Source organism: Serratia sp. M24T3, assembly GCF_000257645.1.
Lineage (GTDB): Bacteria > Pseudomonadota > Gammaproteobacteria > Enterobacterales > Enterobacteriaceae > Rouxiella.
Map to the genome: position 1 here is coordinate 255,364 of NZ_AJHJ01000002.1, position 14,617 is coordinate 269,980.

The window sequence follows — 14,617 nt, forward strand, 5'->3', positions numbered from 1 at the left end:
ACTGGTTAAGCCTATCCCTACACGCAAAGCCACATTCCGTTGCGGCCACTTCCTGCTCAGATTTTATCCATCAAATAACGATGCGCTTTCGATGCCGCGCTGGCGGCCTTGAAAATGTAGCGTTTGTCGTTCTTCAGTGCTTTCAGCCAGGAAGCAATATAGCTTTCATGCTGAACCTCCCCGACAATCCCCAGGTCCGCCATCAGGAATGCGCTTCCCAGTTCGGCGATCAACTCCTCAAACGCATAACCTTCACTACCAAACTTCCCTTTCATTTCACGGTTCAGCCGGCTTTTTGCCCCGCTCCAGTGAACCAGCTCATGCAGTCCGGTGGCGTAGAAATTGGCCGCATCAGTAAAAAGACAACGTTCAGGTAAACGGATTTCATCGGTTGATGGTGCGAAAAAGGCGTTCTGTCCCTTCTCAATGATGGTTGCACCACTGTTACGGAAAAGCGCTTCCGCCTGCGGTATCGGCTCAAAGGTCTCTGCCGGGAAAACTGCTTCGTCACTCAGGGGCAACCCATCAATTTGCTCAACATTAAACACGGTGAACGTCTTCAGCATCGGGATATAGTCAGTTTCTCCGTCGTCATTTTCCTTTTCCAGTGTGGTATAGAAAATGGCGGTAGTGCCGTGTTCTCCCTTACGTACCTGACCGCCTTCCGCTTTTGCCTGTTTGTAGGTCATCCACCGCGAATCATTGAATCCCTGTTCTGACGCACTGCACCACAACAACATGATATTCATTCCACTGTATGCCATGCCAGTTGCGTAATTGGACGGTAAACCAGACATACCGGGGGTACGCTGCCACGGACACGCCCAGGGTTTAACACCAGTTTCCAGTGCCGCAATGATGCTGTCAGTGACGGTCTGATAAATATCAGTTTTGGTTTTGGAAAATTTCGTTTTTGAGGAGCCTGACGGGTCCAGCGGGGATACGCTGGTCGCCGCTGCGGTGTTAGGGGCACCAGCCTGGGTATGCAGGGAAATAGTCATGATTTTTTCTCCGTCAGTGGTGTGATTTTCGTCTTCGTATCGCCTGACGGTTCGCGTTCCCGATATCGTTCCGGCCTGCAAGGGCGCAGAATGCGTGCCATTTATCCTTGCGGGACGGGTTGTGTTAGGAAACGATTTACCGGAAGCAGATACGGGAACGAAAAGCGCACAGGAGAAAAAATCTGACCCTGCATAGCCGAACGTAGAGCCCTTTACTCAGCGGGGGGAAATGAAGTTTTCAATGATTCTATCTATTGAGATTCCTCTATTTCATCCAAATCTTATGGTTTTTTGTTAAGCACGCTTCAATCGTTCTCGTAACCACAAGACATTTTTGGCAAAATATGCTTATCTTCAAAAGAACTCTAGGGAGGGTGTATGAGTGATAAGCAAACCAAAAACGCAGCACTTACAACCGCTTTAGCATTTCATTACCAAGTTTTAATAGGACTTGACAAATGTTTTTCTCTAAAAGATGAGCAATCCATTTGGTTTGAAAAAGATGGCGATGTCAGTCTTGTTAGCAATAAGATTGATAAATCTTCACAAACAGAGGTGAAGAACTACGCTGCCACTCTGACCGATCATCATGAAAACCTATGGAATACATTGAAGAACTGGCTTGATGTTAATTTCAAGCATGAAAATTATAGTGTTTTGATCCTACATACTACTCAAGCTTTCGGCTCAACAACTCGACTAGAGAAATGGAATTCTTTACCGCCTGAAGGCCGTCTTCAAATCCTTAAAGATATATTTGCTGAGAGATCTAAGGAAGAATTAGAAGCGGAGAATCCTAAAAATATTGTCAAATTACAAAAAAAAGTAATGGCGTCTCAGAATGAAAAATTGCTAGATATAATCACAAAGGTGACACTTTTTACTGAGGCTGACGATCTGGAAGCTTTAAGAGAAAAAATCTTAATGAAGCCTATTGGTATACCTAAATATAATTTAGAACGCTACCTCGAAGGCCTGGTTGGATTTGTTTATGAGCAAGCTAGTAATTGCACGTGGGAGATTAGCAGAAAGTTATTTAGTGCCAAATGTGAAGAGCTCACTGCATTTTTTCATAAAAGAGAATTTACTTTTCCGCCATTTAATGGTTATGATCCAACCAATGTGGAGATAGAAAAATATCAGGATAAGCTCTTCGTTAAAAAAATCATAGATATCGATCATCACGCAATGATTTCTGATGCTATAGGTAATTGGGTAGAGTTACAAAACTCATTAATTGAAGAGCTAGATGAATATCCTTTATATGCAAAAAAAACAAAAGCATATCAAAAACAGATTATAAAACGTTTTATCATTAATTACTCTTCAGCACAATTAACTGTAAATGATCCATTGAAAGATTCAAAAATCTTGTATAACAATACAATTAACGAGATGCCATTCAACATGGGAAATGACATTCCACCAATTGAATACAAAAACGGACTCATTCATGATGCTATGGACGATGACGAAAAAAATATAAAATGGAAGGTTGAACCATGAGCGGAATTATCGATTCATTATACCAATTAAAGTACAATCCCTTCAAATTTAGTGAGTATTTTGTTTCGTTTTACTCATCTCTAAATAAAGTGGAAAATAATTTAATCCTAGCACCATTGGTCATTCCACTTTGTACTCATTCAATTTTTCAAACTAAACTTCAAGGTGCTGTTTTTGGAGATAGCAAAAAAAGTACTATGTGGTCAATATTCAATGACAGAGCTAAATTCTATGATCTACAAGAACGACTGGAAGAGTTTAAACATATTACAGCACAAAGTATTCAGCATTGCTTAATTAACGACTGGCTAATAATTGATACCGAGAGCCTTACATTATACAGCGAAGATAGTTCAAAAAAATCAATTATATCGCATAAAAGTGCAATAAGCTTAGCAAAATTATTTAGTAATCATTCAGTAATTGAAATATTTGATTTCTTTGGAGTAAAACCACAATGAAGACATTTATCTATGAAATGGGCGTTATTGATAAAATAGGCAATAAGCACCCTGTTTATTTCAAAGAAGGGCTTAATGTCGTAACAGGTAAATCATCTACAGGGAAAAGTGCATTAATAGAGATTTTCGATTATTGCTTCGGTAGCGATGAATATACCGTTCCTAAAGGGGTGATTACGGATAGTGCAGCACTATACTACTTGTTTATAAAAATAGATGGGCAAAATATGGTGATAGCTAGGCGCCCTGACATTAACAATAAAGCATTTTTTCGCAGGGAAGAATCGTACTCCGCCGATACAATTAATGCTAATTACTTTGACAAGAATCTTTATATCGACATAGAAAGTTATAAAAAATTTATCACTGGATTTTTTTTGGATATGGATGATGTTGATGTCTCCTTATCGGCTAAGTCTAACCGGAAATTTAATAGTAAGGCACCTACTCCATCTATTCGAAGTTTTACCTCATTTATGCTGCAACATCAAAACCTTGTAGCAAACAAACATGCATTGTTCTATCGGTTTGATGAAAAAGAAAAAAGAGATCAGGTCATAGAACATACAAAAATATTTCTCGGTTTAGTCGATCAAGAATTTTTTATTCTATCGCAAGAAAAAGAGAGGTTATCCCTAGAGTTTAATAAATTGCATCGGGAAAAAGAAAACAATGCACGTGTCGCTTCCAAACAAAAACAGAGACTTGCTCCTGTGCTCAATCAATTGTATGCCATGATGGGTTTCAAAAACGAACCTATTCCGCTAAATATAATTCTAATAAATCCCCGCGATGCCAAAGAAAGATTGGACAAAATAATCATTCCTGAAAAAATAAACTACAACTCTAATGCAACAGTTGAATATTATAACCACCTAAAAACACAACTCAACTTAAAAGTTTCAGCATTAAGAAAACTCCAAAGACAAGCTTCATCCATTAGTAAAAACATTGAAGAAGAAAGACGTTTATTTACTAATGGTAGCAAAATGAAATGGGAAGAGAAAATACAAATAGCTTCTTCTGTATGTCCATTCTGCCATACCCAAAATAATGAATTATTACACAGTGCAAAAAGATTACAATATGCTATTACTAAAGTGGTTCATAATCTTTCACACATTAAACCCATGAAAGCAAAATTTGAATCATCACTGATTGATGTAAAGCGTAAAATCGGAGAATTAAAAAATGAAATTACACCTCTAAATGAACAAATCTTAGTAATAGAAACATCAGAAAAACAAATATCTGAACAAAAAAGCTTATATGAGACGATACTTGTAGTAAAAGCAAGATTATTTATGTTATTGGAAGGAATTAGTTTAGGGGATGATATTGAACTGGATAAGAACATTGAATTTATAAAAAATGATATTTATAAAATTGATAAAAAACTAGCAGAATATGATATTAAAAAAGGCATTGAAAATGCCAACTTAAAAATAAATGCATATATGGCTGATATAGGAAAACACTTTGAGTTTGAGGAAAGCTACAGGCCAATTAATTTGCATTTCTCCTTCGAAACATTCGATCTCTACCATTTGACTGATAAAAAAGAAAAAATTTATTTAAGGTCCATGGGTAGTGGCGCCAATTGGCTTTATAGTCATATTAGCCTATTCCTGGCCTTGCATCGCTATTTCGCAGAGCTAGGAAAAAAATGTTCAATACCCTCCATATTATTTTTAGACCAACCAACTCAAGTATATTTTCCTAACTTTAGAAGAGATGAATCGGTAACATTCAATGATGCTAAAGTAGCAGAAAGAAGCGACAGAGGTAAAAATGAACGAGATCTTGATGATGACATCAAAGCTGTAGAAAATTTATTCAGCCAATTATCTTCATATTGTGATGAAATTAAGATTTCTACTGGTTTCGCACCTCAAATAATTGTCACTGACCATGCAGATGACCTCATACTATCCAACGGCATTGAGTTCGAATCGTTAGTCAATGGAAATCGATGGAGGAATAGAGGTTTAATCAATCCAGTTCCAAATATGGGGTTATCGTAGAATCACCGTGACAACATTTTACAAGGATGGTAAGCAAAAGGCTGAAGTCGCAACAACTTGATGGCTACGACTAGACCATATAGGGGAAATGATGGAAACTTTTCACAATCCAGATCGGTTCATGTCCGACCTACGACAGGTTCTTTCGCAGGGTCGTAAAAGGATAGGTTTGCTCATCGGTGCAGGAGCACCACTTGCTGTACGTGTAAATGAAAATAATCAAATCGACCCGCAGGGCAGTTCCTTAATCCCAGGTGTTGAGGAGCTGACCATCCGGGCAATTTCTGGCCTTTCTGGCAACCAAGCTGCTGCAGTTGATGCAATTAAAAAAAGCTTGGGTGATAAAGCAAATATTGAATCTATCCTCTCACGCATTCGTTTATTGCAGCAGGCATTAGGCGATACAGAAGTTCAAGGGCTAGATTCGGATGGTTATAAAGAGCTAGGAAAGGAAATATGCAAAAGAATTGGTGAAATTGTTGGTGTCAGTTTGCCAAAAGAGCGTACCCCCTATTCTGAGCTGATAGCTTGGATCACGGGAACAGTCCGTTCAAATTCTGTTGAAATATTTACAACAAATTATGATTTTCTTTTTGAAGAAGCATTCGAGAGAGTAAGAAGTCCTTATTTTGATGGGTTTTCAGGAGGTAGCAAACCCTTCTTCGATCCTGTATCCGTAGCCGGTGATGACTTACCTGCACGTTGGGCCAAATTATGGAAAATGCATGGTTCTCTGGGCTGGGCACTAGAAGAAGGAGCGGTGGTTAGAGGACATGGAAAAGAAGCCACCGAACTCGTCTACCCTGACCATTTGAAGTATGACCTTACTCAAAAGCAGCCGTATTCAGCACTTTTCGAAAGATTGAAGCGATTTTTACTTACTCCAGACTCGCTTTTGTTGGCAATTGGATTTTCGTTTCGAGATGCTCATATTTGCGCAATTCTAGATGAAAGTCTGGCTATGAATGCTAATACTGCTGTATTGGCATTCCAATATCAGTTATTAGAAAAAGAAGATGCGGCTGTAAAATTAGCGAGCGATCGTCCTAATCTAAGTGTCTATGCAGCGGATGGTGCAGTAATTGGAGGTATTCCAGGAAATTGGCGCCCTGGAGAATTACCTAAAAACTGGGGAAGCATTCGTGAAAGCTTTTGGGCTGCTCGTTGGCCAAAGACCCCTCCGGTGTTTCTTTTGGGAGACTTTGCCGCTTTTTCCCGTTTTTGCGCTTTAGCCCAAGCAAATGATCTGATTCTGCAATCACTCAAAAGAGATGAACCAGATACCACTGCTGATAAAAGCGATGACAACACAAGTCATGGTAATGAAACTGAGGAAACTAAGGAATGAACAGCAATGACCCAACTTATTTAGGTATTGTTAGTGCCGTATCGGGAGCAACACTTACGGTGAAACTAGCTGAGTCCTTAGATTCTGGCTTTGCTTTAATTAGCGGGCATACATACCGTGTTGGTCAAGTTGGAAGTTTTGTTCGGATTCCTCAGGGATATCAAGATTTATTTGGAATTGTGTCCGATGTTGGAGCAACAGCAGCACCAGTACCATCAGATGTTTCCGGCATCGACTCTGGAAGATGGATGAAAGTGCAGCTTGCGGGTGAAACCATTGGTGGTCAATTTGAGCGAGGTCTGAGCCAGCATCCCAATATCAATGACGCTGTACATTTAGTCACTGAATCTGATCTTCGGCGTATATATGGATCAATAGGCGATGACCAAGTCGTCATAGGACATCTAGCAAGTGCTGAAAATATAGAGGTACGACTATCGCTAGACGCACTAGTCACTCGCCACTCCGCAATTCTTGGATCAACAGGGTCCGGTAAATCTACTACTGTTGCAAGCCTCTTAAGATCTATTATTCGAAAAGATGAAAATCCTGGTTCTCCTGGCGCACGTATTCTCATGCTAGATATCCATGGGGAATATACTAAAGCGCTAGCAGATGTAGCAAAAGTTTATAGCGCAACACCTGGGCCTGGGCAAGAATCCTTATTTGTTCCTTATTGGGCCTTAGAGGCAGGAGAACTACTCGACTTTATCGCGGGAGGGCTTTCAGAAGCAAACGAGATCGCATTTACTGATAAAATATCAGAATTAAAAGAAAAAAGTATTGCAAATTATCCTAAGGCAGGAGTTGATGCAAAAACTCTAACTGTCGATAGTCCGGTTCCTTTTAGCCTGAAGACGCTTTGGTATGAATTAATTGATATCGAAACCACAACTTATGTCGGAAAAAATAGAGATGAACCTGCATTAGAAGAGGCAGGTGATGCTGAGACACTCATTGCACCAAAATACCAGCCACACGGCAATGGCTCTGCGCCTCCCTTCATAAATAATAGAGCCAAAGGTATACGGCGGCCCTTAAATTTGCTTCGTTCTCGTTTGCTTGATCGACGATATGACTTTCTTTTACATCCAGGAAATTGGGAACCTCGCCTTGATGGCGGAGTTGATAATGATCTTGACATACTCTTACAAGGGTGGCTTGGGCACGATAAGCAAATTACAATTTTGGACCTTTCTGGAGTACCAAGTACTGTCCTCACGCGCCTCATTGGATCTATCCTCAGGATCGTTTATGAAGCATTATTTTGGAGTAGAGAAAAATCAGAAGGTGGGGTTGAACGCCCATTGCTAATTGTAATGGAAGAAGCTCATCGCTATTTGAGCCCCGATGCGGGAACCGTGGCCTCTGAGGTCGTGAAACGTATCGCCAAAGAAGGCCGAAAGTATGGTGTCGGTGCTATGATAGTCTCCCAGCGCCCGGCAGAAGTTGACGAGACAGTATTGTCCCAGTGCGGAACAATCATTGCGCTGCGGTTGTCGAACCCCGCAGACCGTGCACGTGTCAAAGGAACTCTGCCAGATAACCTCGCTGGGCTGATGGATCTTCTACCGGTGCTACGAACTGGTGAAGCAATTATCACTGGGGAGGCAGCTAGGCTTCCTGTGCGCTGTAGAGTTGCCTTGCCTCGCCGTGAACATCTACCCCGAAGCAACGACCCCAAAGTAACTGAGGCTTGGTCGAGGCGACGCGTGGCAGAAGGATATGATCGAGTAGTAGCATCTTGGCGTAGTCAAGAAACAACCGCTGTAATCCAAGAACTTGATATTACTCGTTCACCAATTGAAGATGACCCTGAGGAGGGCTGAGAATGGAGCGTGATCTTGTATCTTCATCAAATATAATGTCTGCGGGATATGACCCTGACAATGAAACCCTAGAGATAGAGTTTAAAGGTGGTACTGTCTATCAATACTACAACGTGAATGCCCACCTATATGAGCAGTTCTCCGGTGCCGCCTCTAAGGGGCAGTTCTTCAATGCTAACATAAAGAACTCTTTCCCATTTTCAAGAGTTGGATGATTTCAAACGTGTTGCCCAACTAGCAACACGTACTCTATTGCGTTAAAAATTTTTATATTAATTTAATTCATAAAAATCAACCCACTGGAGTATTTATCATGCTTTATGCACGACGACTGACTAAATGGGAATAATCAGTATGTCGGAAGAACTCTAAAAGTGAATGGTTCGGTTTAGCGGAATACTTATACTGGCACTGAGCAGACTGTCGGATCTCTTTGTACATAATTCCAGGGCAGACTCTTCGATGCTCGCTTTGGCTACGCTTCCCTTGCGGTGGACACCATACTAGCGATCACCACCTATATCAAAGAGCTCTAACTAGTTTTTTGCAACCCATGTCGAATGGTGGTCATTTTGGTGGTCTTGACAGGAAGTTATTTTTGATTTAGCTTAAATATTAGCCAGTTAATGGCAAAGGCGATCCCAGTCAGAGGAGCCATATTTAGAAAAGCCCGCACAAGGAAACTTGCGCGGGCTTTTTGCTTTTCGAGCTTTACCCTTGCTGCACGCGCCTTCGTCGGTTATTCACTCTTCTCGGCCTATCCTCAATTACCCCTCTGCATCGGGATAAATTGGGGGTCAGATTTGGGGTCATGTTGGTTCGATGACGGAGTGACCCCCAAATATCTCTTAATGCCAAAAAAATCAGAAAGTTAGAACCATCTAACAAACCCTTCAAAGTTTCCGATTCCCAAGGTCTGTATCATTCAGTCAATCCAGGCGGTTCACGTCTCTGATATCTCAAATATCGCATCAATAATAAAGAATCTCGCCTTGGCTTAGGTCCCTATCCACTTATCTCTCTCACTAATGCTCGTCAAAAGCGTGACGACATTCGCAGGCAGTTGGTGCAGAACATTAACCCTCTACAACAACGTATCAACGAAAAAGCAGTCAGCTCTCCGGAAAAGGTCTTTAAGACCGTGGCGCTAAGCTGGCATCACAATTTGACCGGTCAGGTGCTTAGTTAGGCGCACAGGAAAAGTGACATTGTTGTCATCGAGAGAATAACAAGATTTGGTTTGACCGATTTTTGTGTTAATTGCTTTCTCAAAATCGCCTTTTTCACCACATTCCGCCAGAACCACAAGCAGTCTGTTTAACCAATTGATAGAATTGAATTATTTTAGCTGTTCGTCATATCGTTTATATCGATCAATAGAAAACATTTAATAGTTTTAATTTATCAAATAACAACAATCGATCGTTATAAGCAATTCAATAACCGATCAATAAATCATTATTAATCGTCATAAACTATCGATGTTAATATATTGATCTTTTAAATCAATTGAATGCCGATGGCAGTGTGCAATGAACCACCACAGTATGTGTGTTTTAGGTAGATGTTTGAGAAGTTCAGAAATGAAGCAACACGCCAAAATAGATGTGCTGCCATGAGGAAAAAACAACAGTTATCTACCCAATTTCTGAGTCAGAAAAGTATTATTCAACTTCTCGTCCTTCTTGATAAGCTTTGCGGGATTCATTTAAACTCATTACATTGGCTCCTCCTGCATAGTTTGGATCTTCTGATTGAATGGGATCATCCTCCCAATTACAAACTGGGCATATTTCATAGCTTCCTTCTTCTAAAACTCATGCTTTTTACAGCAAGGACATAAATTAATAGCGCTAATCATTTTTTTTCTCCCAATATTCCATCCTACTTTTAGGTTTAAACATCGTTTTCGGAACACCATCTTTTGTTTTCACAGAAAAAGTACTTGTCGAAGGCTTCTTTTAATATCAGGGATACATATCTCTTGAAAAGAGTTATTAAGAAATAGTTTTTACCCAATAGCCTCTCTGATTTTATTTATTAAGTCATTTTTATTCCATCCTGCTTTATTTTGATATTCTGGTGTATCCCAGCACCCATTTGTGATGCGATTGATAACAAAATTACCATCTCTTTCAAATGCTGGATACCAACCAACATCAACAACATACCCTGATGTTAATGAAAGCTGTAATAAATCTTCATCTAAAATCATTATTTGTTCATCTATTCCTCGTGAAAAATCAATAGACGATAACTCATCAAAGATGTTGGAAAGATCAAGCTCAAAATCTGTTCCTAAAATAATATAATTTTTTTTCATTTCAATAGTTTCCTTGCTATGTCAGCATCAATTGGATGAGAGTGTATGGTGCCTTGCGACTCCTTTGTCACAACCCATGTTGTTTCTTTGCCCTTGTAAGCACCCTGAACAATGCCGAACTCTTTCACCTTCCAGTTTTGACCATTCGTAGTAGATGTTCCAGTATCCCACACCTCATGATCAATACTTGTAATATCAACACCTTGCTTAAATTTTGCCGGCCCTGTCTTTGTGCTATCAATAATCTCTTTCCATGATTTATTCTTCGGAGGATGGTGCTTGTATCCATGTGCAAACGATGTTTTATTTTCACTAAGATAAATATAAATCGGCGGAATATTAGGCAACGGTAAGATAAGAATGTAATCCGCAAAATTCTTTTCTTCCGGTGCATTAAAATTTAATTTTCCCCCTACCATTACTGGCAGGTATTTTAATCAATTAAACATGTCGGAATGCTAACTGATAATCATACTGTTGTAAATTAATCTGATGCTGAAAGTATGGCTGTATATAATACAACCACTCATTACTTATATTATACGCACCATCATAAATTCGTGGCTCAGTCGAAAGCCCCAATTTATCCAGAAGATACACATTATCATCCAAAATAGCAGAAAACTCTTTCCCTTCACCATCAAAATTTTCTTTATTAAACCACTGCAATCTCATTTTATAAGACATATTAGCCTCACAAATAACGTTTAATATTTCTGCCTTTCACAGCAGGTTTCAATTCAACTCCGGTCTGATGGACAACAGAGCCAATATGCTCCCCATCACTTGCGCGATATACTTCCAACTCTCCGTGCTGTGAATCCCATTCATAAACTCGTCGTTTCTTCTTGTCCATCCAACGTTCTCGGGCTCCCCCTCCACCTTGCTTAGGTGTTTGACCTTTTACTTCAATAAGGTCAGCTACACCCATAATTTCTTCTGTTTCTGGTGCAGAATGGTAGGAGTGACCTTTTTCAGGCATTCCTTTTCTTTCATTCAGATAAATATAAATCGGCGGAATATCCGATATAGGCAGAACAAGAATGTAATCCGCAAAACCTTTCTCTTCCGGTGCCGGAGTGCTTGTAGCCTCAATACTGGTATCTTCCGGCAACGGATCAACAACTACCGGATTAGGTATCCGTACCGGGTTCTGGTTGCCTGTATGTGAAGGAACATTGACACCTGAACTGTCTGGCGTCCAGATGATGGTAATGCGTGGTTCTTCCTCGGTAGTGAAAGTATACGCCTTACGGGCATTGTCCCACGCCTTTTGCGCACACGCACCATATCCTTACCCGGTGGTGTATGCCAGCCGTGAGGAATCGGATTACCTTTATCGTCTTGCTCCCACGTATAACGCACACGACTTGGCGCTTCACGCATCTGTTCGAAAGGATAAGGAATGAAGCAGCACCCAAGGTATTTCGTGCTGCTTCAGAGATATTTGTAATGTATTAGACACTGCCGCCTGACATCTGTAGAGAGTTATCAGAGGAATAGAATTTTTTACATAGCAAGCTCTCTAATTTAATCGCTTGGCTTTCATTAATATTATAAACACCAATTCCTAGTGAAAATTCCTTTTTATCCTCTTCACTCCACCCCATAATTTCAGCTACATCTGACAGTTTATTCTCTGGGATTTCAATTTCAAGAAGCAACGCCTCATCCACTTTACTATATACATCAATAGTATACGCTATCGTCATTTTTCCACCTTTCTTGTTGGGTCCGCGGGTTTTGTTTGCTCACCAGTGATATGATTAAATTCACCTAAATGATTGCGACCTGAACGATCATAAACTTCTACCGTGCCATGTTGAGAATCCCACTCATAGATTTTTCCTTTTGAATCTTTCCAACGATTACGTAGTTTCCCACCTCCCTTAACAGGTGTTTTAGCTTGCGCTTTTTTGGCATCAGGATACGCAGGTAGTGGAGGATTTTCTTTCGGCGGAGTGTAGTATTTATGACCCGTGTTTATATAAATATAAATCGGCGGAATATTAGGCAACGGTAAGATAAAAATGTAATCCGCAAAATTCTTTTCTTCCGGTGCCGGAGTGGTTGTAGCCTCAATACTGGTATCTTCCGGCAACGGATCAACAACTACCGGATTAGGTATCCGTACCGGGTTCTGGTTGCCTGTATTTGAAGGAACATTGACACCTGAACTGTCTGGCGTCCAGATGATGGTAATGCGTGCTTGTTCCTCGGTAGTGAAAGTATACGCCTTACGGGCATTGTCCCACGCCATTTTGCGCACACGCACCATATCCTTACCCGGTGGTGTATGCCAGCCGTGAGGAATCGGATTACCTTTATCGTCTTGCTCCCACGTATAACGCACACGACTTGGCGCTTCACGCATCTGTTCGAGCCGCATCCGGTCAATAAAATCCTGTTCACCGTCATTCAGCTTACCGGGATACATTCCTACCAATAATGCAGCTAAGGGTGCTCCGGGACCACTGGCAGCAATTTCACCGATCCTTGTAGCCGTGGTTACCGCCCATGTGCCTGATGTAATGGCACTTCCACCCACCAGACCAAGGACACTGGCTCCTTCTACCGCCACCTGTGCATTGGCTGCACTCGCTGCTGTGGCTGTTGCCCGCTGGTATTTGACTTCCTTATGATTACCAAACCACCATTTGTACAGGGCGCTTCGTTTTTTCGGCTCAGGAATATCTTCTGCAGGTTTCTTTTTCTTGGCGGTCTGAGCGTGTTGGATCACTTCATTATCAGATGCAGGATCGGAAGAAGGGACAGCCTGATAAAATGCCATTGTGGCAAAATTGGTGTGGGGTTCACGTTCTTCCCCTGCATCGTTACAGCCATCACCACGAAGGCAGGATTTGGCAAATACCCGATTGCGGTCACGTTCCTCTGCCAGTTGTTTAGTTTTTTCTTCTTCTGCGGCCTTACGTTCAGCAACCAATTTTGCCAGGGCAGCAATCGAAGGATCTGGACCTCTTCCAACCCATTGCCCTGCAGGCGCAATAACCCGGTTTGATCCAGAGGGGCAATTACAGTGCACGATTGAACCATCTACCGCAGCTATTTTGCCGTCGTTGGTGTCACGAGGTTCACCCGAGACGACAACGCCCACTTTGCCGCATTTGGGACATGGGGTTGTTTTATCACCAACACGGACAACCCTCCGTCCATGCTCAGAATCATTGGACATTGAGGGGATACATTCTGCACCCGTGGTTGTTTTATCCCCCTCCAGTGCGGTTCCCCGCCCATAACAGTCAGATCGATTTCCCATTACGCCACCTCAGCAGATGACAGGAAATCATCAGGCATTGCCTCTCCTTCACGTCCGACAATCATTGCTCCATTGCAGAGTGTGCAGATAATCTCATCACCGTTATCCAGATGGCTGCCGACGAGTGCTACACTGCGACTGTTGACCTCACTCCTTTTACCCGCATCTGCTACAATTTTCGCCGTTCTGCCATCAGGGTAAACAACTTCATCACCTTCCAGCGCAACATTCACCTTTTTACCATCTGGAAGTTCGATTTCGTTTCCGTTGTATGCTGCACGAACTGTGCCGCCCTTTCTGGTATGGCCACTCTCTACGGCAAAACGGTATATGGCATTAACAGGATGCTGGCGGCAATACTGCTGCTGTCCAGCGATGAGCGCACGCGCTTCATTATTCATCCCGTCCAGTTGTTCCGCCGTAAACGGGGATTGACCTATTGTTGCCAGCAGTTTCAGGGTCAGTTCATTGGTAGATTGACAGTTCATTCCTTTTTCCTTGTCATTTGCATGGTTAAAATATCAGCAACACTAACCGATCCTTAATTTGACTTAAAAGCATTATCTAACATATTGCTAAGACATGGTTTTCGAAGCAATCACAGACGAAATCTGATCTCTGCGGATAACTACAAGACGTGTCTCAAACCTTACAGAGATATTTGGATCCTGTTCAGTAATTGTAACTAGGGTGGCAAGGTTAGGGACAATGCTGAAATAATTAAAAACAGGCTGTGGTCAATGTAATTTTTCGGCGTGTAATGTACAAGACCTCAATATAATCATGCAATGTTTTTAGCCAAATACTGTGAACTGTTTCAGTCGCGGCTGTATAACTCTACCTAATTG

The 14,617-nt window shown here is 41.4% G+C and carries 15 protein-coding genes and 1 pseudogene; 7 read left to right on the plus strand and 9 right to left on the minus strand.

All coding sequences use genetic code 11. The features are described 5' to 3' along the window. Window positions 1-56: 56 nt before the first annotated feature. Window positions 57-1,001: an ArdC family protein gene (locus SPM24T3_RS02880; RefSeq protein ID WP_009635192.1), complete on the minus strand. Its 945-nt coding sequence runs from the start codon at window positions 999-1,001 to the stop codon at window positions 57-59. A 378-nt stretch (window positions 1,002-1,379) separates the two neighbouring features. Between SPM24T3_RS02880 and SPM24T3_RS02885 the strand changes: the two genes are divergently transcribed. The 7 genes and pseudogenes from SPM24T3_RS02885 to SPM24T3_RS24480 all read left to right on the plus strand — a co-directional run. After that, window positions 1,380-2,507, plus strand: coding sequence for a hypothetical protein (locus SPM24T3_RS02885; protein ID WP_009635193.1), 1,128 nt, complete (start codon window positions 1,380-1,382; stop codon window positions 2,505-2,507). After that, window positions 2,504-2,968 (plus strand): three component ABC system middle component, encoded by a 465-nt coding sequence (locus tag SPM24T3_RS02890; RefSeq protein WP_009635194.1) that lies wholly within the window; start codon window positions 2,504-2,506, stop codon window positions 2,966-2,968. Before SPM24T3_RS02885 ends, SPM24T3_RS02890 begins: the two co-directional genes overlap by 4 nt. Then, entirely contained in the window at window positions 2,965-4,992 is a 2,028-nt protein-coding gene (locus tag SPM24T3_RS02895) for a DUF3732 domain-containing protein (RefSeq protein ID WP_009635195.1), read from the plus strand. Before SPM24T3_RS02890 ends, SPM24T3_RS02895 begins: the two co-directional genes overlap by 4 nt. 121 nt (window positions 4,993-5,113) lie before the next feature. Next, complete coding sequence (locus tag SPM24T3_RS02900; RefSeq protein ID WP_099461809.1) at window positions 5,114-6,340, plus strand: SIR2 family protein; 1,227 nt, start codon at window positions 5,114-5,116, stop codon at window positions 6,338-6,340. Then, on the plus strand, window positions 6,337-8,169 hold the full coding sequence (locus SPM24T3_RS02905) for an ATP-binding protein (RefSeq protein WP_009635197.1): 1,833 nt from the start codon (window positions 6,337-6,339) through the stop codon (window positions 8,167-8,169). Before SPM24T3_RS02900 ends, SPM24T3_RS02905 begins: the two co-directional genes overlap by 4 nt. 2 nt (window positions 8,170-8,171) lie before the next feature. After that, window positions 8,172-8,384: a KTSC domain-containing protein gene (locus SPM24T3_RS02910; RefSeq protein WP_009635198.1), complete on the plus strand. Its 213-nt coding sequence runs from the start codon at window positions 8,172-8,174 to the stop codon at window positions 8,382-8,384. Window positions 8,385-9,010: 626 nt separating this feature from the next. Then, a pseudogene (locus SPM24T3_RS24480) lies at window positions 9,011-9,328 on the plus strand (Arm DNA-binding domain-containing protein); the annotation flags it as partial. Between the two features lie 505 nt (window positions 9,329-9,833). Here the strand turns inward: SPM24T3_RS24480 and SPM24T3_RS24485 are convergent. The 8 genes from SPM24T3_RS24485 to SPM24T3_RS02945 form a co-directional block, all read right to left on the minus strand. Beyond that, complete coding sequence (locus tag SPM24T3_RS24485; protein ID WP_083836172.1) at window positions 9,834-9,962, minus strand: CPCC family cysteine-rich protein; 129 nt, start codon at window positions 9,960-9,962, stop codon at window positions 9,834-9,836. Between the two features lie 218 nt (window positions 9,963-10,180). Further along, complete coding sequence (locus SPM24T3_RS02915; RefSeq protein WP_009635201.1) at window positions 10,181-10,492, minus strand: hypothetical protein; 312 nt, start codon at window positions 10,490-10,492, stop codon at window positions 10,181-10,183. Then, window positions 10,489-10,911: a hypothetical protein gene (locus tag SPM24T3_RS02920; protein ID WP_009635202.1), complete on the minus strand. Its 423-nt coding sequence runs from the start codon at window positions 10,909-10,911 to the stop codon at window positions 10,489-10,491. Before SPM24T3_RS02920 ends, SPM24T3_RS02915 begins: the two co-directional genes overlap by 4 nt. A 22-nt stretch (window positions 10,912-10,933) precedes the next feature. Beyond that, window positions 10,934-11,179, minus strand: coding sequence for a colicin E3-like toxin immunity protein (locus SPM24T3_RS02925; protein ID WP_009635203.1), 246 nt, complete (start codon window positions 11,177-11,179; stop codon window positions 10,934-10,936). A 7-nt stretch (window positions 11,180-11,186) separates the two neighbouring features. Further along, window positions 11,187-11,708 carry a colicin E3/pyocin S6 family cytotoxin gene (locus SPM24T3_RS25805; RefSeq protein WP_369699979.1) on the minus strand — a complete coding sequence of 174 codons (522 nt, stop codon included), beginning with the start codon at window positions 11,706-11,708 and terminating at the stop codon, window positions 11,187-11,189. Window positions 11,709-11,949: 241 nt separating this feature from the next. Continuing rightward, window positions 11,950-12,204 (minus strand): hypothetical protein, encoded by a 255-nt coding sequence (locus tag SPM24T3_RS02935; RefSeq protein WP_009635205.1) that lies wholly within the window; start codon window positions 12,202-12,204, stop codon window positions 11,950-11,952. Next, the gene (locus tag SPM24T3_RS02940) at window positions 12,201-13,769 is read right to left on the minus strand and encodes a colicin E3/pyocin S6 family cytotoxin (RefSeq protein ID WP_037377362.1); all 1,569 of its coding nucleotides are present in this window, start codon (window positions 13,767-13,769) and stop codon (window positions 12,201-12,203) included. Before SPM24T3_RS02940 ends, SPM24T3_RS02935 begins: the two co-directional genes overlap by 4 nt. Further along, window positions 13,769-14,257, minus strand: a complete 489-nt coding sequence (locus SPM24T3_RS02945; RefSeq protein ID WP_009635207.1) for a hypothetical protein — start codon at window positions 14,255-14,257, stop codon at window positions 13,769-13,771. The genes SPM24T3_RS02940 and SPM24T3_RS02945 overlap by 1 nt, the downstream gene beginning before the upstream one ends. Window positions 14,258-14,617 lie beyond the last annotated feature (360 nt).

What these genes read in the sequence shown, in the direction of transcription:
- SPM24T3_RS02880 (WP_009635192.1), bottom strand. Translation starts at nt 1,001, where the DNA reads ATGACTATTTCCCTGCATACCCAGGCTGGTGCCCCTAACACCGCAGCG.
- SPM24T3_RS02885 (WP_009635193.1), top strand. Translation starts at nt 1,380, where the DNA reads ATGAGTGATAAGCAAACCAAAAACGCAGCACTTACAACCGCTTTAGCA.
- SPM24T3_RS02890 (WP_009635194.1), top strand. Translation starts at nt 2,504, where the DNA reads ATGAGCGGAATTATCGATTCATTATACCAATTAAAGTACAATCCCTTC.
- SPM24T3_RS02895 (WP_009635195.1), top strand. Translation starts at nt 2,965, where the DNA reads ATGAAGACATTTATCTATGAAATGGGCGTTATTGATAAAATAGGCAAT.
- SPM24T3_RS02900 (WP_099461809.1), top strand. Translation starts at nt 5,114, where the DNA reads ATGTCCGACCTACGACAGGTTCTTTCGCAGGGTCGTAAAAGGATAGGT.
- SPM24T3_RS02905 (WP_009635197.1), top strand. Translation starts at nt 6,337, where the DNA reads ATGAACAGCAATGACCCAACTTATTTAGGTATTGTTAGTGCCGTATCG.
- SPM24T3_RS02910 (WP_009635198.1), top strand. Translation starts at nt 8,172, where the DNA reads ATGGAGCGTGATCTTGTATCTTCATCAAATATAATGTCTGCGGGATAT.
- SPM24T3_RS02915 (WP_009635201.1), bottom strand. Translation starts at nt 10,492, where the DNA reads ATGAAAAAAAATTATATTATTTTAGGAACAGATTTTGAGCTTGATCTT.
- SPM24T3_RS02920 (WP_009635202.1), bottom strand. Translation starts at nt 10,911, where the DNA reads ATGGTAGGGGGAAAATTAAATTTTAATGCACCGGAAGAAAAGAATTTT.
- SPM24T3_RS02925 (WP_009635203.1), bottom strand. Translation starts at nt 11,179, where the DNA reads ATGTCTTATAAAATGAGATTGCAGTGGTTTAATAAAGAAAATTTTGAT.
- SPM24T3_RS02935 (WP_009635205.1), bottom strand. Translation starts at nt 12,204, where the DNA reads ATGACGATAGCGTATACTATTGATGTATATAGTAAAGTGGATGAGGCG.
- SPM24T3_RS02940 (WP_037377362.1), bottom strand. Translation starts at nt 13,769, where the DNA reads ATGGGAAATCGATCTGACTGTTATGGGCGGGGAACCGCACTGGAGGGG.
- SPM24T3_RS02945 (WP_009635207.1), bottom strand. Translation starts at nt 14,257, where the DNA reads ATGAACTGTCAATCTACCAATGAACTGACCCTGAAACTGCTGGCAACA.